Annotated in this window: 22 protein-coding genes and 1 tRNA gene; 20 read left to right on the forward strand and 3 right to left on the reverse strand. The window is 43.7% G+C overall.

From position 1 onward, the window contains the following. The first annotated feature begins 134 nt into the window (after nt 1–134). Genes mgtE through CALK_RS12110 form a run of 3 tightly spaced genes read left to right on the forward strand, consistent with a single transcriptional unit; the run spans nt 135 to nt 2229 of the window. Entirely contained in the window at nt 135–1478 is a 1344-nt protein-coding gene (gene mgtE / locus CALK_RS05325; RefSeq protein ID WP_022636640.1) for a magnesium transporter, read from the forward strand. Between the two features lie 40 nt (nt 1479–1518). Next, nucleotides 1519–2001: an MgtC/SapB family protein gene (locus tag CALK_RS05330; protein ID WP_022636641.1), complete on the forward strand. Its 483-nt coding sequence runs from the start codon at nt 1519–1521 to the stop codon at nt 1999–2001. Nucleotides 2002–2007: 6 nt separating this feature from the next. Continuing rightward, nucleotides 2008–2229 carry a hypothetical protein gene (locus tag CALK_RS12110; RefSeq protein WP_338031003.1) on the forward strand — a complete coding sequence of 74 codons (222 nt, stop codon included), beginning with the start codon at nt 2008–2010 and terminating at the stop codon, nt 2227–2229. Here CALK_RS12110 and CALK_RS05335 read toward each other — a convergent pair. Continuing rightward, entirely contained in the window at nt 2226–2771 is a 546-nt protein-coding gene (locus CALK_RS05335) for a metal-dependent phosphohydrolase (RefSeq protein WP_022636643.1), read from the reverse strand. The two genes, CALK_RS12110 and CALK_RS05335, sit on opposite strands and share 4 nt — an antisense overlap. Nucleotides 2772–2773: 2 nt before the next feature. On the opposite strand from CALK_RS05335, the gene CALK_RS05340 reads away from it, so the two are divergent. The 12 genes from CALK_RS05340 to CALK_RS05395 all read left to right on the forward strand — a co-directional run bounded on the left by CALK_RS05340 (nt 2774) and on the right by CALK_RS05395 (nt 12400). Continuing rightward, entirely contained in the window at nt 2774–3784 is a 1011-nt protein-coding gene (locus tag CALK_RS05340; RefSeq protein WP_022636644.1) for a UDP-glucuronic acid decarboxylase family protein, read from the forward strand. After that, nucleotides 3784–4851, forward strand: coding sequence for a 3-deoxy-7-phosphoheptulonate synthase AroG (gene aroG, locus CALK_RS05345; protein WP_022636645.1), 1068 nt, complete (start codon nt 3784–3786; stop codon nt 4849–4851). Before CALK_RS05340 ends, aroG begins: the two co-directional genes overlap by 1 nt. 126 nt (nt 4852–4977) lie before the next feature. Beyond that, nucleotides 4978–5712 (forward strand): hypothetical protein, encoded by a 735-nt coding sequence (locus CALK_RS05350; protein WP_022636646.1) that lies wholly within the window; start codon nt 4978–4980, stop codon nt 5710–5712. Nucleotides 5713–5731: 19 nt separating this feature from the next. Continuing rightward, the gene (locus CALK_RS05355; RefSeq protein WP_034636895.1) at nt 5732–6223 is read left to right on the forward strand and encodes a 4Fe-4S binding protein; all 492 of its coding nucleotides are present in this window, start codon (nt 5732–5734) and stop codon (nt 6221–6223) included. Continuing rightward, nucleotides 6220–6402 (forward strand): 4Fe-4S binding protein, encoded by a 183-nt coding sequence (locus tag CALK_RS05360; RefSeq protein ID WP_022636648.1) that lies wholly within the window; start codon nt 6220–6222, stop codon nt 6400–6402. Before CALK_RS05355 ends, CALK_RS05360 begins: the two co-directional genes overlap by 4 nt. A 53-nt stretch (nt 6403–6455) precedes the next feature. Next, nucleotides 6456–6866 carry a DoxX family protein gene (locus CALK_RS05365; RefSeq protein ID WP_022636649.1) on the forward strand — a complete coding sequence of 137 codons (411 nt, stop codon included), beginning with the start codon at nt 6456–6458 and terminating at the stop codon, nt 6864–6866. Nucleotides 6867–6892: 26 nt separating this feature from the next. Then, a complete protein-coding gene (locus CALK_RS05370) occupies nt 6893–7759 on the forward strand; it encodes a prenyltransferase (protein WP_275574366.1) in 867 nt (288 codons plus the stop codon). Then, on the forward strand, nt 7756–8814 hold the full coding sequence (locus CALK_RS05375; protein ID WP_022636651.1) for a polyprenyl synthetase family protein: 1059 nt from the start codon (nt 7756–7758) through the stop codon (nt 8812–8814). Before CALK_RS05370 ends, CALK_RS05375 begins: the two co-directional genes overlap by 4 nt. Before the next feature lie 4 nt (nt 8815–8818). Then, complete coding sequence (locus CALK_RS05380; RefSeq protein ID WP_022636652.1) at nt 8819–9955, forward strand: NAD(P)/FAD-dependent oxidoreductase; 1137 nt, start codon at nt 8819–8821, stop codon at nt 9953–9955. A 79-nt stretch (nt 9956–10034) separates the two neighbouring features. Continuing rightward, nucleotides 10035–11267 (forward strand): hypothetical protein, encoded by a 1233-nt coding sequence (locus CALK_RS05385; protein ID WP_022636653.1) that lies wholly within the window; start codon nt 10035–10037, stop codon nt 11265–11267. 66 nt (nt 11268–11333) lie between these two features. Beyond that, nucleotides 11334–12020 carry a tRNA (5-methylaminomethyl-2-thiouridine)(34)-methyltransferase MnmC2 gene (mnmC2, locus tag CALK_RS05390; RefSeq protein ID WP_022636654.1) on the forward strand — a complete coding sequence of 229 codons (687 nt, stop codon included), beginning with the start codon at nt 11334–11336 and terminating at the stop codon, nt 12018–12020. Then, nucleotides 12020–12400, forward strand: a complete 381-nt coding sequence (locus CALK_RS05395; protein WP_022636655.1) for a diacylglycerol kinase family protein — start codon at nt 12020–12022, stop codon at nt 12398–12400. The genes mnmC2 and CALK_RS05395 overlap by 1 nt, the downstream gene beginning before the upstream one ends. On the opposite strand, the gene tilS is transcribed toward CALK_RS05395, so the two are convergent. After that, nucleotides 12375–13742, reverse strand: a complete 1368-nt coding sequence (gene tilS, locus CALK_RS12535) for a tRNA lysidine(34) synthetase TilS (RefSeq protein WP_022636656.1) — start codon at nt 13740–13742, stop codon at nt 12375–12377. The two genes, CALK_RS05395 and tilS, sit on opposite strands and share 26 nt — an antisense overlap. A 20-nt stretch (nt 13743–13762) precedes the next feature. Continuing rightward, nucleotides 13763–13839, reverse strand: a tRNA-Met gene (locus CALK_RS05405). A 102-nt stretch (nt 13840–13941) separates the two neighbouring features. On the opposite strand from CALK_RS05405, the gene CALK_RS05410 reads away from it, so the two are divergent. The 5 genes from CALK_RS05410 (at nt 13942) to CALK_RS05430 (ending at nt 19009) form a co-directional block, all read left to right on the forward strand. After that, on the forward strand, nt 13942–14829 hold the full coding sequence (locus CALK_RS05410; protein WP_022636657.1) for a tetratricopeptide repeat protein: 888 nt from the start codon (nt 13942–13944) through the stop codon (nt 14827–14829). Nucleotides 14830–15335: 506 nt separating this feature from the next. Beyond that, complete coding sequence (locus CALK_RS05415) at nt 15336–16451, forward strand: hypothetical protein (protein WP_022636658.1); 1116 nt, start codon at nt 15336–15338, stop codon at nt 16449–16451. Between the two features lie 22 nt (nt 16452–16473). Then, nucleotides 16474–17376 carry a metal ABC transporter substrate-binding protein gene (locus tag CALK_RS05420; protein WP_022636659.1) on the forward strand — a complete coding sequence of 301 codons (903 nt, stop codon included), beginning with the start codon at nt 16474–16476 and terminating at the stop codon, nt 17374–17376. After that, entirely contained in the window at nt 17376–18137 is a 762-nt protein-coding gene (locus tag CALK_RS05425; protein ID WP_022636660.1) for a metal ABC transporter ATP-binding protein, read from the forward strand. The genes CALK_RS05420 and CALK_RS05425 overlap by 1 nt, the downstream gene beginning before the upstream one ends. Continuing rightward, entirely contained in the window at nt 18134–19009 is an 876-nt protein-coding gene (locus CALK_RS05430) for a metal ABC transporter permease (protein ID WP_022636661.1), read from the forward strand. Before CALK_RS05425 ends, CALK_RS05430 begins: the two co-directional genes overlap by 4 nt. Nucleotides 19010–19015 lie beyond the last annotated feature (6 nt).

Raw genomic sequence — 19015 nt, forward strand, 5'->3', positions numbered from 1 at the left:
ATATTCCTCCGGGTATGTTTTTAGATATATTAAGGTGTTATTCGGTATATCTTTTTTGAAAAGTGTCACTGCATCCTTTTAAAAATGTATACCGAAAAAATGAACGGTAGTATTTTCCTAAAAGGAGCAGGTTTATGAATATAGATGTATTACACAGTAAAATAGCAGATGTTCTTCGGGGAGAAAAATCTCGTGAAGTACGAGATTTGCTAAATAGTCTTCACCCATCGGTGACGTACGAAGCACTTCGCGGTTTTTCTATTGATGAAATGTATGAAATTCTTGAATTAATGGATTTTGAGCCGCGTATTGACCTCTTTTGCTATCTTTCAATTGATGAGCAAACTGTTCTTATAGAACGGTTTGATAAGAATGAATCGGTTCGGGTTCTTAAAAAACTTCCTGATGATGAACGAACTGATATTCTACAGAAGCTTCCCCCGGAAGCTCATGATCGGTTACTTTTTTATCTTTCTGAAGAAGAACGTGAAGAGGTTATTTTATTGGAGTCATACCCTAATGAGTCGGTTGGTTCCATCATGACTTCAGCTTTTATTCGATTGGATGAAGGTATTACCGCCGGGGAAGCTTTGGAAGAGATTCGAAAACAGGAAGTAGACGCCGAGAGTATTTATTATCTCTATGTATGTAATGACCTCGATCATCTTTTAGGGGTTATTTCCTTACGGCAGCTGGTAACGACAGATCCATCGGTTGGGGTACAGGATCTATTGCAAGATAAGGTTATTACAGTGTCAGCCCTTGATACCAAGTGGTCTGCAGTGATTACCATGAGAAAAACGGATTTGGTAGTGCTTCCCGTGTTAAATAATGTGGGAAAAATGGTAGGAATTGTAACGCATGATGATCTGGAAGATGCTGCTGAAGAAGAAGTTACAGATGATTTTCATCGTATGGCAGGTGCTCCCGGGTTTAAAACGATGAATTTACGAACAGCTCATATCCCCCATATGGTAGTAAAACGGTTGCCGTGGCTACTTATTCTTGTTTTTATGAATGTTTTTTCCGGTGCTGGTATTGCCTATTTTGAAGAAACAATTGAAGCAATGGTTTCCCTCGTATTTTTTCTCCCACTTTTGATAGACAGTGGTGGTAATGCGGGTTCACAAGCGGCGACACTTATGGTACGTTCCCTTGCCTTGGGTGATGTACGAATGAAAGACTGGCTCATGCTTTTTTCAAAGGAAATTGTTATATCCCTTCTTATGGGAGTAGGTATGGCCTTTGCTGTGGGTGCGGTTGCCTACTTTCGGGCCCCTGAGATTATTCCTGTGGTAACTCTTACCATGGTGTTAACGGTTATGATGGGGAGCCTGATGGGAATGCTTCTTCCTTTTATATTTACACGGTTTAAAATGGATGCAGCCACTGCCAGTGCCCCTTTAATTACTTCCATTGCAGATATTTGTGGGGTATTGATATACTTTTCTATTGCCACTCGATTTCTTGGATTATAGTAACTACTCTCTATTTTTCATGTAAGAGAGAGGAGGGTATATGCCTGCATCTGAATTTTTACTCCGAATCGCAACGGCTTTTATTCTTGGATGTTTTGTTGGGTTTGAACGACAGTATCGGCAAAAATTTGCGGGATTGCGCACGCACACCCTTGTATCTCTGGGCTCAGCTGCCTTTGTTCTTCTTTCTGCATCTCTTGCAGCACAAGAGGGAGGAGATCCCGCTCGAATTGCTGCTCAAATTGTGAGTGGTATTGGTTTTCTCGGTGCAGGGGTGATATTAAAGGATGGACAGTCGGTACGGGGGTTAAATACGGCAGCATCTTTGTGGTGTTCAGCTTCTGTGGGAGCTTTAGCAGGCGCAGGTTTATATCTATATGCTGTGGTAGTTGCTATTGCTATTATTCTCACTCATACCCTATTGCGTCCTCTCTCTCTCTTTATCCACGGGCTTCCCTTTTCCTCATCCCGTTCAGGTTTTTGCGAATATACCTACACGATTAGGTCTGATGCAGAAAGTTAAAAGGATATTCGACTACGTTTTTTCTCTCTCATGCGGGGGAGAAAAATGGCGCGTCTTCGATCCTTTAAATCAAAAACTGATAGTGATAATAAAATTTGTTTTATGACGGTAGCCGTGGAAACACAGGGAGAATTGGAGAGTCTTGTAGAACAGATTGCGGAACGTATCTCTTTAGAATCGGGAGTGCGTGATCTTCGGTGGAATTTAACGAATACAGAGGAAGATTAGGGTATATAGAATTGTTCGTGCCATGTTTCAAAAATCTCTCTTGCCCGTATACCGTAACGTGAGACTTCATATCGTACGCGCTCTATAGATTTTGGTGTGGTAAGGTAGGCGGGGCGTTTTGAGAAAAAAAGATCACCATAGGCAATAATTTTCTCTTCCAGGGTTGTGGGGGTCATATCCTGCTGTGGAAGAGGAAGATTTTGATCGATAATATCTTGTACAGATATGGAAACTCCCACATGAGTGAGGGCTATCTTTGCTTCATAAAAGATCCCTTCCTGTTCCAGTAGTTTTTGTCCTTCTACCCCGTGTTGTATGTATGGGCGTGTACCAAAGCATCCCATGGAGGGGGCATCACAGAATATAGCCCCAATATCATGAAGGAAAGATCCTGATTCTACGAGTGATACTTCAGCACCATGAGCATGGGCTATGGGAATACAAAAATCACAAACAGCTTTACTGTGAAGGGTTACATAGTGATATGCCTTTGAGTGGGTGTTATAATATTTTTCGAATATCTTTTGTATGCGGGTATTCATAGATGCCTCTTCAATGTATTTTACTCAATAAAATACATAAAAAGGATACTGTTTTGGGTAAATCAATATTGGTAACCGGGGGCGCCGGTTTTTTAGGGTCTCATCTTTGTGAGAAGCTGCTGAAAGAAGGTAATGACGTCCTCTGTCTTGATAATTTTTTCACGGGTAGCAAAAGTAATATTTTACACCTTATTTCAAATCCCCGTTTTGAAGTAATTCGTCATGATGTAACCCATCCTCTATTTTTTGAAGTTGATCAGATTTATAATCTTGCCTGCCCTGCTTCGCCCATACATTATCAATATAATCCGGTAAAAACAACAAAAACATCCGTAATGGGAGCAATACACTGTCTTGGATTAGCTAAGCGAGTAAAGGCGCGAGTATTACAAGCTTCTACTTCTGAGATATATGGCGACCCTACCGTGCATCCTCAACCGGAAAGTTACTGGGGCAATGTTAATACCACGGGTATTCGATCATGTTATGATGAAGGCAAGCGTGTTGCAGAGACTCTTTTCTTTGATTATCATCGACAAAACAATGTGGATATACGTGTAATGCGAATATTTAATACCTATGGTCCGCGCATGCACCCTCAGGATGGACGCGTTGTTTCAAATTTTATTGTTCAAGCCTTGCTTGGAAAAGATATTACCATATACGGAGCGGGAAACCAGACCCGTTCTTTCTGCTATGTTGATGATCTTATTGAAGGTATGTACCGTTGTATGAATCGGGATAATTTTATTGGTCCGGTAAATATTGGAAATCCTTCTGAATTTACGATTCGTGAGCTTGCTGAAAAAATTGTTGTACTGAGTAATTCATCTTCAAAATTGGTGTATAAGGATCTACCGCAAGATGATCCTAAACAGCGACAGCCTGATATTACCTTGGCTCGGGAGAAGTTAGATTGGACTCCCCAGGTTTCCCTTGAAGATGGGTTATACAAGACAATCGCCTATTTTGATACGCTCTTACGTGAAAAACCGGAATATGCGGGGGAATAATGCAGTACAAAACTGACGATGTTAATATTGCTGAAATTAAGGAGTTATTACCTCCCATTGCTCTCTTAGAACGCTATGAAGAGACTGAAAAAACAGAGGAGTTAATCTATAAAACACGAAAGAGTATATGTAATATTATAGAAAATCGTGATTCGCGCCTCCTTGTAATTGTCGGTCCGTGCTCAATTCATGATCCTGTAGCAGCCCTTGTGTATGCAGAAAAACTGTGCAGTATGCGTGAGGAACTGAAGGATACTCTGGAAATTGTGATGCGTGTATATTTTGAAAAACCCCGTACAACCGTGGGGTGGAAAGGGTTGATTAATGATCCCTTTCTTGATAACAGTTTTCAGATTAATCATGGTCTTCGTACAGCTCGAAAGCTTCTTTTAGATATTAATACACTGGGGCTTCCCTGTGCTGTGGAATATCTCGATATGATTACTCCCCAGTATATTGCTGATCTAATCAGCTGGGGTGCTATTGGTGCACGAACAACGGAGTCACAGGTACATCGTGAATTAGCATCGGGTCTTTCTTGTCCCGTGGGTTTTAAAAACGGTACCAATGGATCTATTGATATTGCTATTGAAGCCATGAAGGCAGCAGCGGCTCCGCATCATTTTCTTTCTGTCACCAAGTATGGACATTCTGCAATTGTTGCGACTACGGGGAATAAGGATTCTCATATTATTCTCCGAGGTGGCAAGGGTACCCCTAATTATACAATGGAGTATATTTCAAAATACCGAGAAAAGCTCGCTACAGCGGGGCTTCCTGAAAAAATAATGATAGATTGCAGCCATGCCAATAGTAATAAAGTGTATACACAGCAACTTGTTGTTGGTGACTACGTGGGACGTGCGATTGCTCAGGGTGAAGAGTCTATTCTGGGAGTTATGATAGAAAGTAATCTTGTTGAGGGACGACAAAACCTCATCCCAGGAGAAGACGGGGTTTTTGGACAGAGCATTACTGATCCTTGTTTAGGGTGGAAAGATACAACTGACCTTCTCTACTCTCTTTCCGATTCGGTAAAAAGGGGACGAATACACACTGAGGTGTGATGCAACTGTTTTGTGTGCATTATATGAAACATTATGCATCATGCGTGGCGGTGCCATTCGCCTATAAGCGGGAATATATTTGGCATTCTCTTTGCTTAAGTGAGGAATTTAGCAAAGGGGAAGTTCATGGTCTACGGCGGAGTTGTTCTTTTTATTTTTGTGTTTATTGCCCACGCACGCGATGTAGATATTACTCGAAACCATATATGGCCACGTCTTACGGTTCGGCAGGAATATGAGCATGGTTTTGGGGCGCTCATATCTACGGGGTTTCGTCATAATCGGTTACGTGTTTTGGACCGCCAGGGAGAACCTCAGGATACCTTGGATACGCAAGAAATGTGGCTTCGGGAGGTATGGGGTGGTCCTACATGGAGGACACCCTTGGGCGAGCGTTCCCGCTATGGTACGTCTTTTCTATATCGACCACAATTCCAGTATGTCGCAGATGCACCACAATCTCCCTTGGTACGACATACCTTGCAAAGTAGTCACTCCTTAGTTACGTCTCTTACGTCCTTAGTTGCTATTCATCAGCGAATTATTCTTTGGGGATTATGGGATAATAGCAATCATGGAAAAGAGGTGGTTCTTCGGTATCTCTTGGGGCCCGAGTTTCATGTATCCCCTTTCTTTTCTTTGCATGTAAAGGGTGAATCCTTTTTTCGTATCTATCACACTGATGATGCCTTGGATGATGCAGGGATACTTCATCGTGTTATACTGTGGAGCGGAGTCACTCTTCGTCCCTTTGATTCAGTATCTCTATCTGTTGAATATGTTCGCAGTATAACTCTTCCCGATGATATCAGACGGATTCAAGATAACTATTTCCATATCCATACAACCTTTACACTATAATATCAGATTGGAGCATTATATGAAGAATACATTACTTCGCAAATCATCATGGATGGAGTGGTCGTGGGTGTTTATTATTGCCTTTTTTGTTCTTTCTATCTATAATCCTATTTTTGGAATTTTGGGAATTATCTGTATGGCAACTCCACTCTATTTTTCACTCCGTGGATATGGGAAAATTCATTGTTCTCATTATTGCCCTCGTGGGTCTTTTCTTGGTACATTTCTGAATGTGTTTTCATTTAAAAAATCTTTACCTCCCTTTTTCCGAAAGCAATATACGCGACACGTTATATTTGGAGCAATGATGGGATCTTTTATTTTTTCTCTATCTCAGAGCGGTGGAGATGTGCGTATAATTTCCTTTATACTACTTCGGATGATGACGGCCTCTTTTATTATGGCTATTTTTCTCGGAATATTTTTTAAGCCCCGCGCATGGTGTCAGGTATGTCCCATGGGTCATGCAACGGGACTTATTGAAACAATGCAGAAAAAGGAGAACCGATGAAACCTCTATCCATTGATATTAATCGTGATACCTGCATAGAATGTGGTTTTTGTGAGAAAATTTGCCCGAGAAATGCCATAGCCCCTCACCCTGAGTATGGGTTTGTAATCGGTGATGCTTGTGTTGGGTGTGGCCTCTGTGTCAAAAAATGTCCTGTTATGGCTATTTCTAAAAAATAAAATCTAAGTAATCTCAATAGTAATTATATTGTATTATAACCGTGGAGGTATATATGAATAAACGATATGTTGAAGAAGGCTTGTTGCTCATGCGTGTGTTGCTTGGTCTTGCTATGATAGCTCATGGTGTTCCAAAGCTTGCTGGTGGTGTTGAGCAGTGGGCTGGTTTAGGAAGTATGGGTATGGGAAGTGTGGGAATTCATTTTGCTCCGGCATTTTGGGGATTCCTAGCTGCACTGGCAGAAGTGGGGGGTGGTTTTTTTCTTGTTGTAGGAAAATATGTCCGTCCTGCCGCATTTTTTCTCTTTCTTACCATGGGTTTTGCTGCTCTGTTTCATCTTACAGAAGGACATGGGTTTAAGGGGGCTGCTCACGCCCTTGAGCTTACGGCAGTATTTCTTGCCTTAACCCTTATCGGAGAGCCCAAAAACGACACTATTTCTTTTATACGGAGGCGGCCATAGCTACGTTAAAAATTTGGGGTGCAGCGGTGAGAGCATACTCTTTCCCTGCCTCCCTCTTCCCACTCAGTATAGGAATACTATTTTCCATGCCCATCACTGATGAAGAAGTATATTTTCTTCCCTTTCTTATATTCAGTATGCTTTGTCTTCATGGTGGCACGAATTTAATAAACGACTATGTTGATTATTCCAAGGGACTTGATGGGAAACATCACCCTGGGGCAAGTGCTTTTATAGATCGAAAAATACTACAAAAAGGGCAGGTGCGAAAGGTGGCACTTTTTTTATTTGGTATAGCCTTTCTATGCGCGCTTCCTCTTTTTTATTATGGAGGAATACCAGTTGTTATTCTCGGGAGTATTGGCATTATGGGGGGATATTTTTACACAGCTCCCCCCGTTTCATATAAATATCGTGCGTTGGGTGATATCTTTGTATTTCTTTTAATGGGTGTAGGGCCTGCTGCGGGGGTGCTTTTTCTCTTTGATTCTTTTCAAATTTCATCTCTGTTCTCTGTGTTACCCCTTGCGTTTTATATAACAGCAATTCTTCATGGTAATAATATTCGTGATGCGCGCCATGATTCACAATACGGAGTACATACCTTTGCACAATTTCTTGGTCCCGTGAAAGCTCGATGGGTTTTTGTTATGGAGATTTTTGCTGCCTATGCTATAGTACTGTTTCTGTATTTTTACTATGGAAATATCTATATTTTTCTTCCCTATCTTACACTTCCCCTTGCTATTCGTGTGGCTATGACTGTATTGAAAAGCTCTGATACAGATACGACTCTTATGTATATTGATAAAGATGTTGCCAAGGTATACACTCTTTTTAGTATTCTCTACTGTACGGGTATCCTCTTTTTTACAGGACCTTTTCTACAATGATGAACTTAGATAGGCAGTTGGAAATTCAGCATGAGGCGTTACGGAATGAACGGGATCTTTTTATTGCGACCTTAGAAAAAAACCCTCGCTATTCCTCTCTCTCACGAGCCTATCGTGACAGCTTTTCTTCGTATCTTCGTAACCCAGGAAAGCAGTTTCGCTCCCTCTTTTTCATACTATCCTGTTCGTCTTTTTTACCTGGTGAAAATGGTTCTTTCCCCTATTATTCAGCTGCTTTAGCAATAGATATGATGCATGATTTTATACTCATTCATGATGATCTTGTAGATGGAGCTCATCGTCGCCGTGGAGAGCCTACGGTTGATTCAAAAATTTATGAGCTACAAGCAGGAAAAAAAGAGCAGGCCCGCCATGGTGCATTAATTTTGGGTGATTTACTGTACTCTCTCTCCCTCCATCTTTTTACCTCAGGGGTACGAAGCTCTGCCCGTGGTATAGATGCGGTTTCTCGTATTTGTGAAGCTGCGGTAGAAACAGCTCGGGGACAGCTTCGGGAATTTACCCTGCAGGAGTGTACATGGAAAGATGTTGAGGAAGAGTCTATTTATGAGGTCTATGATTTAAAAACAGGTTATTACTCCTTCGCTGCTCCCATGGCTGTTGGTGCTCTCCTTGGTGGAGCAGAAGAACAGGTTGTATCTTCTTTGGAAGAGGCTGGTCTTTATTTAAGCCGTGCCTTTCAAATTCGCGATGATTATCTTGATATTGTTTCTTCCTGCAAAGTTGCGGGTAAACGCCCTCATGGGGATATTGTACGAGGGGTAAAAACAATTCCTCTTCTCTATCTGTACAACAATGTATCTGGTACTGATCGCCCTTTTATTCATCAAATATTAGAAGAAAAGAAACTGTGTGAAGGTACGGTAGATCGTTTTTTATGTATTGTAGAGGATAGCAAGTTACGAGAGTACGTACATGAGTGTGAGGAGATATATCTACAACACGCTTTTGCTCTTTTTACTTCTCATATTCCTGAGTGCCTCGAAAAAAAACAGCTTTTTCATCTTTGTGAAACCCTTTTTACTCGGGAGTGATCTCATGAGAATCGTTATACTCGGCGCAAATTTTGCTGGGCTTCAAGCTCTTAAAAAACTACGAAAGATACAAAAAAAACATGAGATTGTTGTGATTGACAAGCATGACCACGCCACCATGATTCCCGCCCTGCCTGATAGAGCAGCGGGAATAGTCTCCTCTTTACCCTTACGGGAATCGTACAATTCACTTCTTCCTTCGGGGGTTTCTTTTGTGCAGGCGACCGTGGAGTCGGTGGACTTTTCTCATCGTTCTATTTCCACTTGTGATGGTGTTGTTACCTATGATGTACTCCTGTGTTGTGCAGGAGCAGCGGCGCGCCCCTTTCCTGTTGATACCGGATCTATTCCTGTGTATTCTCTTATGGATCTTGGTGATGCAGAGAAAATATATGAATCACTTTCTCGTTACGTAAACGAGAAAAAAGGCAGGGATGTTCTTATTGTGGGTGGTGGGTATACGGGGTGTGAGCTTGCAGGAGCAATAGCTCTTTCATCTTTTTCACCACATCTGCATATCACCATTCTCACCCTTGATGACTCAATTATACCTTTTTTAACAGATTCAGAACGGGCTCTTTTAGAACAAGAGCTTTCTCAGTGCGGGGTTACTGTTTTATGCAATACCTCCATAGCCTCTGTGACGGGAGAAACTGTGGTAACACAGAAAGGAGAAAAATTTACAAATCCTTTTATTTGTAGTGCCATAGGAGCCGTATCATCTATTTCTCACTTTTCCGGGTTAGATGAGTATTCTCACGGTGCACCTCTTCCGGTTACATCCACGTTACAGCTTGCTAATCATCCTGAAGTATTTGTTGCCGGCGATATGGCCCTTCTGAAAAATAGGGATGGTACAGTTGTACGAAAGGCGGTTAATTTTTCTAAAATGTCAGGAGCAACAGCGGGAAAAAATTGTCTCCGTTTTATAGAAAATCGACCATTGCTCTCCTTTGTTCCCATCGATTTAGGGTGGGTTATTCCCGTGGGAAGAACCAGTGTGGGGCGTCTGTTTTCTAAAATCCCTATTCGTGGTAAGGCAGGGCTTTTTCTACACTATTTTATGTCGGGAGTACAAAATTTCAGCATGAAGAACTTCTTTGCCTTTGTAAAGATATCTTTTCGGGAAATTTTTCGATAATCTTTTTATTACGGGTATTCCATGTGTATATTGTAATATACACAGGGTTGAACATCTATCACATTTTCAGGAGTGTTTTATGAAAGGAATAGGGGTATTTCTAATTTTCATTCTTCTTCTTTCCTGTAGCAGTGAATTTATTACCGAATCTACTGGATCAACAGTGCAGGTAGCGGTTTCTCTTGAGGGGGTAAACCAAAATCAAAATCTACGGTATACCACATACTCCAATTTACATATCCGCGTTAAAGATGCAGGGGGTGACCCTATTGCAGATACAACTATTCAAACAAGCGGTGATATTGAATTGGTAAATTTTGAACATATTGTAGAAGGTGAGTATGATCTTACGGCATGGACAACCGATGAGGAGGGAGACACCATACACGCTCCGCAGGAAGAGTCTATTACCATCGCTAAAGAACGCATTGAAACAGTGCAGCTTCGTTTGATTCCTCTTGTTGGGTCCATGATTGCCCAGTTGTATGAGCTCCCCATGGAGACTGATTCCGTGGTGTTTGCCTTCTCTTCAGACTCTGGTTTTTTCGAAGCACGGCAGGAAAGAAGTCTGCGTATGGTTTTATCTCTGGATAAAATACCCTTTGATGCTCTTGGTACCGTTTCTTTGACTACTCTTCGGGACGGGGGTGATACCATAAGTCATTGGGATACACTCTATACGTTCACCCGGGAAAATCATTCCATGGAAGTAAACTTGATGAATAATGGAGACCTCGCAATTGATATCTCAACGGAGTCGGCTCCAATTACTCTTTTCTCTGCATCGGGAGATACAACGGAAGTGCTTGCTGAAGAAGTTGACCGTGGGGTCTTAATCACAGAGTTTTGTGCAACCGGTGGCGGTACGGGAGGCCGTGAATTTTTAGAAATTCAAAATCGTGGCGATACAGCGCAAACTATCAAGGATCTTCGATTTATTCATAATTCACGGGAATATAGCTTGGGTGAAGTGGTGCTTGCCCCGTCTGACTTCTTTGTTATTGGTACCTTGAATGCTCGCGATGTATGGGAGGTTGACACGGTGGTTAATATGAGTCTTGCTTCCACCTCCGGGGCGCTTTTTATATTAGATGGGGAGGAACTTTTAGACTATCTTATTTATTTTAATGATTATGATGCCGCCGGTTGGCCTGCCCTTTCTGCATCAGCCAGAAGAAGCTGGGTACTGCGTGAGGATGTTCATACTCCTCAGGGAAATAATTTTGGAACTGCGTGGAAAATTTCCCGTCACGTGTATGCAGAATTTGATGGAGATACATGGTATGGGAATCCGGGAGATTCTGGAAGATAAAAAGAACTTTCTTTTTAGACGGTTATACCCTATTTTAAGAAAACCCTTTTACGGAGTTTTCTTTTGATGGATATTCATGAAAATCCTGTCTATGGCGACTGTTATTTCACCTCTCCCGAAGAGGGGGTACAGGAGTCTCGATATGTATTTATAGAAGGTTCAGGGGTTCTTTCCCACCTGTCAGAAGAAAAGCGAGAGCTACAGGTGGGAGAAACCGGTTTTGGTACCACCTTAAATCTTCTTGTGTTACTGCATGCCTTGAAGGATCTCTCCTTTCCCTGGGAGCTTACCTACTATACGGTCGATAAATATCCTCTTTCTGTAGCAGAGTGCAGAACAATTTTGTCGCGATGTATCTCCTCTGTATCGAGGGAAGCGGAGACTTTTTTCTCCCATTGGGAGGGGCTTTACAATGCCAGAAAAAACGGCTATAATAGCTGTAAATTTATCTATTACGGGGGCGTTGTACGGCTTCATTTTTATTATGGTGATGTGATCGATTTTATGAATACCCTTCCTGCTTCTATGGATACATGGTTTTTTGATGGGCATAGTCCTGAGAAAAATCCTGATATGTGGAGCAGGGATGTTTTACAGAGTGCAGGAGAAAAAACCCGTATTGGTGGGACCTTTGCCACCTATACCGCTGCGGGGGAGGTAAAGCGTGGGTTGCGTAATGCAGGGTTTTGTGTACGTCGTAAAAAAGGATTTGGAAAAAAACATCATATGATATACGGATATCGGGAGGCTTGATGAAACGGCAGTTCCATCTTTTTAGTATACGGGAGCGTATTGAATCATTTCGGTATGCCCTTGCGGGGCTGCGTTCGCTCATATCTACTCAACACAATGCATGGATTCATGCGCTGTGTACCCTTATTGCTTTGGGGGCAGGTACACTACTCCCTATCTCACGTTTTGAATGGCTTATCCTTATTATGGGTATAACTCTTGTATGGGTTGCAGAAGCATTAAACACAGCCATGGAATTTCTTTGTGATGCGGCAATCCCCGATTTTCATCCCCTTGTGGAGAAAGCAAAAGATGTGGCCGCAGGAGCTGTTTTTATTAGTGCTATTGCAGCTCTTTGTATTGGTATTCTTATCTTTACTCCACACCTTTTTGGGGGCTAAGCATGGTTGTCAGGAAGGCGCTCTCCACGGTGAGTGTGTAGATGGGGTGTGTGGAAATGCGATGTTGTGCAGAGAAGGCTATGGCAGGAACCCATACTATGGTATTATCCTCAGTTGTTATCACGGGGTAGTTGTTCCGTATTATACGGGGAACGCCTGCTTTTTTAAGTAATTCTTCTACGGTATACTCACGAGTCTTTCCAAAGGGAGTGATACGATCTCCTTTTTCTGTAGATCGTACTAAGAGAGGAAAGTTCTGGATATTAATATATACTCTATTGTTTGTTTTATCAAAGGTCAGGGTAGTGTCTCCACGGGCTATGTGAATTTGTATGCCGCCACCCATGGAGAGGGTTTTCTTTTGGGGTCGGATAACTTCTTTTTTATCACAGAGTCGGAAGCTCTTTTTGCGGGAAAGAAGGAGTATGTTTTGAAACATATGTAATCTTGTATCTTCGGGAAAAGGGTATGAGCGTACTCCTGGTATATTCCACGCACGGTGTATGATCTGTAGATGCCGTTCTTCTATGGCAGTACCAAATTCACGAAAGAGACGGCATAGGAAGGGGTTATAGGGTTTCTCGTTTCTTTGTATAATGAGAGCCCTCGCCGGTTCAAAAAAAAGACAGTGCGTATTCTTCCAGTGGTGGTACTCTTGTTCTTCATACTGGCGATATTCTTGGAGAGATTTTCCAAAACGGGCTATATTTTCTACTGCTCGTGGATTTATTTCCTGCAGAAGGGGCACTACCTTGTGGCGTAGGGCATTTCTGCTATATTTTGTATCTTGGTTTGAGGTATCTTCCCGCCACGGTATAGAGTTGGTGTGTAGATACTCCAGTATCGCAGTGCGTGAAACTGAAATAAGCGGTCTTATATAGGGAGGAGCATAGGAATCGATACCTCGCGCGCCGTACAGACCAGTGCCTCGCAGGAGTCGAAAGAGGATCGTTTCCACAGTATCGTTTTGTGTATGTCCCACAGCAATGAATGAGATATCTTTTTCATGGGACATTTCTTTGAAAAAGGCATACCGAAGGGTGCGCGCTTTTTCTTCTATGGCAGTATCATTATATGAAAGATGTGTATATTCGCGGTAGAGGAATTGCAGAGAGAGTTTTTCCGTTAGATCCTTGAGAAACAGCAGATCTTCACGGGAATCATCACCTCTTAAATTATAATTTACATGGAGCGGAAAGAGGGTCAGGCCGAATTCCTTTTGGAGAGACCATAATCCGTGAAGAAGAGCCGTTGAATCAGCACCACTGCTGACAGCAACACCAAGCCCAGTGTTGTATATCTTGTAACGGGTGAGGAATTCAGAAATAGTTGAGAGGATCATGGCGGTCCGTAGAGTGAAAATGGTAGCAGCTCAGGGATTCGAACCCCGGACCCATGGATTATGATTCCATTGCTCTAACCAGCTGAGCTAAGCTGCCACACATATTACGCCCAAATATATGTGAAAAAAAAGTAGGTGTCAATGTTTTTAATAAAATTGCAATCATATATTTACAAGGGTCTCCTTAGAAAGGTGTGCCATGGTTTGCAAGATTATCCTTATGTCTGTTTGTTTTTTTGTCTATTGTATAGCGGCTGATGAGCCCTATGATACCGCCCGTGTACCTGAAGGGTATGTTAAGGTGGAGGAACCTCTATTTAAACCCTTTATTGAACGCTATATTCTCGATGAGATTCGCGATATGCGTAATGATCAGGAACGGTTTAAGGCTGAGGTATCTCACCAGGTTGCACAAGCCAGAATAGAGGCAACTGATCGATCTGTACGGTATACCACGGACACTGTGAATAATATCTTTTTTATTATCACTGCAGCAGGATCTCTTTTGGTCATTGTTGGATGGCGCTCTCTGAGTGATATTAAGGAAAAGGTGGAAGGTATTGTGGAGAGCAAGATTGCCGGCATTACCGATACGTATCAAGAACGACTGAATATTCTTGAAGCGAAGGCGCAAAAACGGGCTGATCAGATAATTGATGCACAAGAGGAAATCTCCCGTACCAATACTATTCACTCACTGTGGATGCGTGCTAATCTTGATACAAACCTACAGAACAAGATTGCTATTCTTGATAAGATATTAGAGTTTAATCCCAATGATATTGAAGCAACAACCCATAAAGCGGATGCTGTTCTTGAGTTGGGTGAGAGCGAATGGGCTTTAAACTTAAGCAATACTGCCATTAAAAAGGATGGGAATTATGGATACGCCTATTGGCAGCGCGGGTGTGCCTATGCAGAATTGGGTGATAAGGAACACGCCCTGGCAGATATTAAGACAGCCCTTGAAAAATCTCCCGACCTTCGCACTGAATTGCTGAATGAACAATCTTTTACTCTTCTCCGCGATGAAGAGGAGTTTCAAGATTTGGTTGGTTCGTACGATTCTGATAATAGTATTTCCTAAGGATATACTGACCGTACGGAGCACAAAAAGAGAGGATAATGAAAAAAAAAGTTAGCCTCTCCTAATCTGTGTTATATATTCCAGTCAATGTGAGGCTCTTATAGTGAATGTGTGATGATTCATAGACGGAACAACAGGTTGATACTTCTATTGTTACTCGTCTACTCTACAACTATTTCGGCAGATTGGTTCCTGTATTGTCCTGATCACACGCCGCTCATTGTATCTCAAGAATGTCAGGAAGATTATTGTGATAGTGATGACGAAACGGGGCATCTTGAGTTATTCTGTACGATTTGTGTTGTAAGTACTTCCCATGGATCGTATGTCGGGGAATCAGTATTTTCTCTGTTTCTCGTGTGGACGACCAGAGTGCTGTATATAGAAACGTCTATTGTAAGAGGTTTCTATACGGTGCTTACTGCAGGGCGTTCTCCTCCTGCGTCGGTGTTTTTTTGTTGAATAGATACTGACATAAATTCGTCCATAATTAGAAGGAGAAAAAAATGAGAAAAAGTATAATCCTATTTCTTTTTGTATTGGGTCGACTTTCAATACCAGCCTTTGCTGAGATGACTCCGGCCATGAATATCGGCCTTGGGGTTGATATGGTGATGGAAGCCCCCCTTGAGGAGCCCCGCGACGGTGAGTTTAAGGTGCGAGCCTTTGAGCTGAATTTTGGAGCACCCGTAGACCCGTACTTTGACGCCCTTGTGACTGTTGGGTGGCATGATGATGAATTTGACCTTGAGGAAGCATGGGTTTCGTCTAACCTTCCTTTTAATACAAAGGTGCAGTTTGGACGGGAGTTTCTTCCCTTCGGCTACCTGAACCGCGTGCATGAACACGATTTTCCCCAGATTGATCATCCCTATGTTATTGAGGGGTTGACCACAGACCATGGGATGATCGGTGATGGGGGACATCTTGAATACCTGTTTCCCTTTATAAATCCCACCCTTACTTTGAATCTTGGGGTGTATCAGCAGATTCACCACAGTGTGGGGCGTCGTATGAATGGAACTCCCCTTATGGGGCGTTTACAGTCGTATATGCAGTCCATGGACGGAAGACACGAGATTCTGTACGGTGCATCCTATCTGGGAACCACGGGAGACCGAGATTTTCTTTCCGGTCGTGATGGCGATCGGCGTGGTATTGGCCGAATAGACAATATGTTTAGCCTGGATGCGAAGTATAAGTTCTCTCCCGGGGGGGCCACCTATCGCGGTCTGACCATTGGTGCGGAGTATCTTATGATTGACTATTCTGCCAATGAGGACAATGACCATTATGATTTACTTGATGGTAACGGTCTTGATGGTGATGAGGGCTTTTATGTATACGCCGGATGGAATTTCAACCGCTTCTGGGGTGTGGGATATCGCTTTGACAATAGCGACCCGCTACTTGACGGCCTGGGTGATCGCGGAATGGCCCGGAAAGAGACTACCAGTGATAAAATTATTGCTCACTCGGTGTATGGAGAGTGGCGTGCCACGGAATTTTCCCGCCTGCGTCTGCAGTATAAGGCCGTGGATGAGCCCGGTAAGGATGTTGAACATATTGCAATGCTCCAAGGTGTATTTTTCCTCGGTTGGCACCCCCCTCACAGATTCTAACTCATATTGAAAGGATAGTCTTATGAATTTAAAAAAAACAGCGACCCTTGTATGTATAAGCGCCTTGTCTGTTCTGGCAACGGTACGGGTCACCACGACCACCACAGATTTAAAATGTCTTGTGGAAAAAATCGGCGGAGATAAGGTGGAGGTAACCTCCCTTGTGCGTCCTCTTCAGGATGCCCATTACCTGGACGCCACCCCAGGGATGGTTATGCGTATCAGCCGGAGTGATCTTTTTGTGGAAAACGGCTTTGAGCTTGAAATGGGCTGGGTGCCGGAAGTATTGCGGGAAACCCGCAACCGTGATGTTCGCCGTGGCGGAAAGGGTCATGTGAATGCGTCACGGGGGATTCAGGCCATACAGGTACCCGATTCTCCCTCACGGGATCAGGGGGATGTTCATCCTTCGGGAAACCCCCACTACACCCTTGAGCCGGTGGTGACTCAGCAGGCGGCCCGCAATATTGCTGACGGGCTGATCCGGGTGGATGAGGCCAATGCTGCCTTTTACCTGGCCAATCTTGATGCGTATATTGAAGAAAGTAACGCCCTTGTGGAAAAATGGCAGGAGAAATTTTCAGAGCTGGAAGGCACCGGGGTGATTAAATTTCACAGCCATTTTGACTATATGCTCAAAAAGCTGGGACTTCGTATAGTAGACGCCATTGAACCGTTGCCCGGTCTTGCTCCTTCGGCGGGACATGTGGCGCGTCTTATTTCACGGTATGATGAAAACTCCGTGGGTGTTGTTATTATGGAGCCCTGGCATGATGAGCGGGTGGCCCGGCAAGTGGCAGAGGGTATCGGCGTGGAGCTTCTTGTCCTTGATCCTGCCGTGGGAGCCAGTGAGGATACTCCCTGTATTCTTGCCCTTTTTGAACACAATGCACATCGAGTATATCGTGCCCTTGGAGGTGAGTAATGGCACTGCTTTCATATACAGATGTTACCCTGGGATATGGTGCGCGCACCATTCTTGAGAAGGTGAATCTCTGTGTTGAACAGGGTGATTTCTTTGGACTTGTCGGCCCGAATGGGGCCGGCAAGTCCACTTTGATAAAATCTATGCTGGGTCTTTTAAAGGCACAATCCGGGAAAATCCTTTGGAATCCGGAAACGGTGCAGAAAGGCTATGTTCCCCAGCGGGAGAATATCGACCCCATCTGGCCCATGCGGGTGCGGGACATATTGCGTTTAACCCACTGTTCTCTTCGGGGGCCCTTTCATAGGCATCGCGGTGAGGACTCCCGGGTAATGGAGGAGATGGAGCGTATTGGAATAGCTCATCTTGCCAACCAAACCCTGGATACCTTATCGGGAGGGGAGCTTCAGCGACTGCTCCTTGCCCGGGCCCTTATTACAGACCCGCAGGTCCTTATCCTTGACGAGCCCACGGCGGCCATGGATCTGGTTTCATCAAACCGCTTTCTTTCTCTCATTAACACCCTCCACGAAGAACGGAACATGACCGTGATTATTGTCACCCACGATCTTCCCTCCCTCGTACACCGGGCTCATCGTATTGGAATTATTCAGGATGGACAGCTGCATAGCGGTACTACCCGTGAGATGATTACCTCAGAAAAGCTGAGTGAAATTTATCAGGAAAACCTTGCGGTTTCCACCATTGACGGACGGACAATTATTTATTCGCAGGAAGAAACACAAGGAGTGGTGTCATGATTGCTGAACTTATTGAAATGTTTTCATACCCCTTTATGCGTCACTCCCTTCTTGTAGGGGTTTTTGGCGGAGGACTCCTTGCATTTTTGGGTATTTTTGTGCACCTGCGGCGCATAGTCTTTCTCGGTGCTGCCCTTCCCCAGATTATTGCCATGGGTATAGCCGCGGCGGTTTTTGTTTCTGTGCCGCCCATAATAGGCGCTTTTGTTGGTGGTGGACTGGGTATTCTTCTCCTCTCCCGCGTGCGTAGTGATAGCCATATCTCAAATGACGGTTGGATTGGTATCGCCTTTGCCGCGGGTGCCTCAGTTGCCATTGTCCTTATTGCCGTATCCCCCGTGCCCGATGGACATGCCCTGCGTATTTTTGAGGGCAAGGATATTCTCGGAACCTCCTTTGGCGACGCACTGGCGGCCATGATTGCTGCGGGAAGTGTTGCCCTTATTTTTGCACTTTTCTGGAGTCGACTGGTGATTACCGGCTTTGATTCCACCATGTCGTCAACCCTGGGGATTCGGGTTAATTTCTGGAACGGCCTCTTTTTTCTCTGCCTCGGGGCAGCCCTTGCCGTGGTAATGAATACTGCGGGAAGCATGTTAGCCTTTAGTATGCTCGTGGGGCCTTCGGCGGCAGCACTATTGTTGTTTCGGAACTTCCCCTGTATTGTGATAACAGCAGTTGTTCTTGGAGTTGTAAGTGCGGTTACGGGGCTTACGGCGTCCTATTTTCTTGAGATATATCATGATATATCCCTTCCCGGCGGACCAGCCATGGCAACGGCGGCACTTTCAACGGTGATATTCGCGTGGCCCGTGAGTGCCTATATGCGCACAAGGGCTGTAAAAAAGCAAAAAAGTGATGCCGCTGCATAGACGGGG

It is taken from the genome of Chitinivibrio alkaliphilus ACht1 (genome assembly GCF_000474745.1).
Classification (GTDB): domain Bacteria; phylum Fibrobacterota; class Chitinivibrionia; order Chitinivibrionales; family Chitinivibrionaceae; genus Chitinivibrio; species Chitinivibrio alkaliphilus.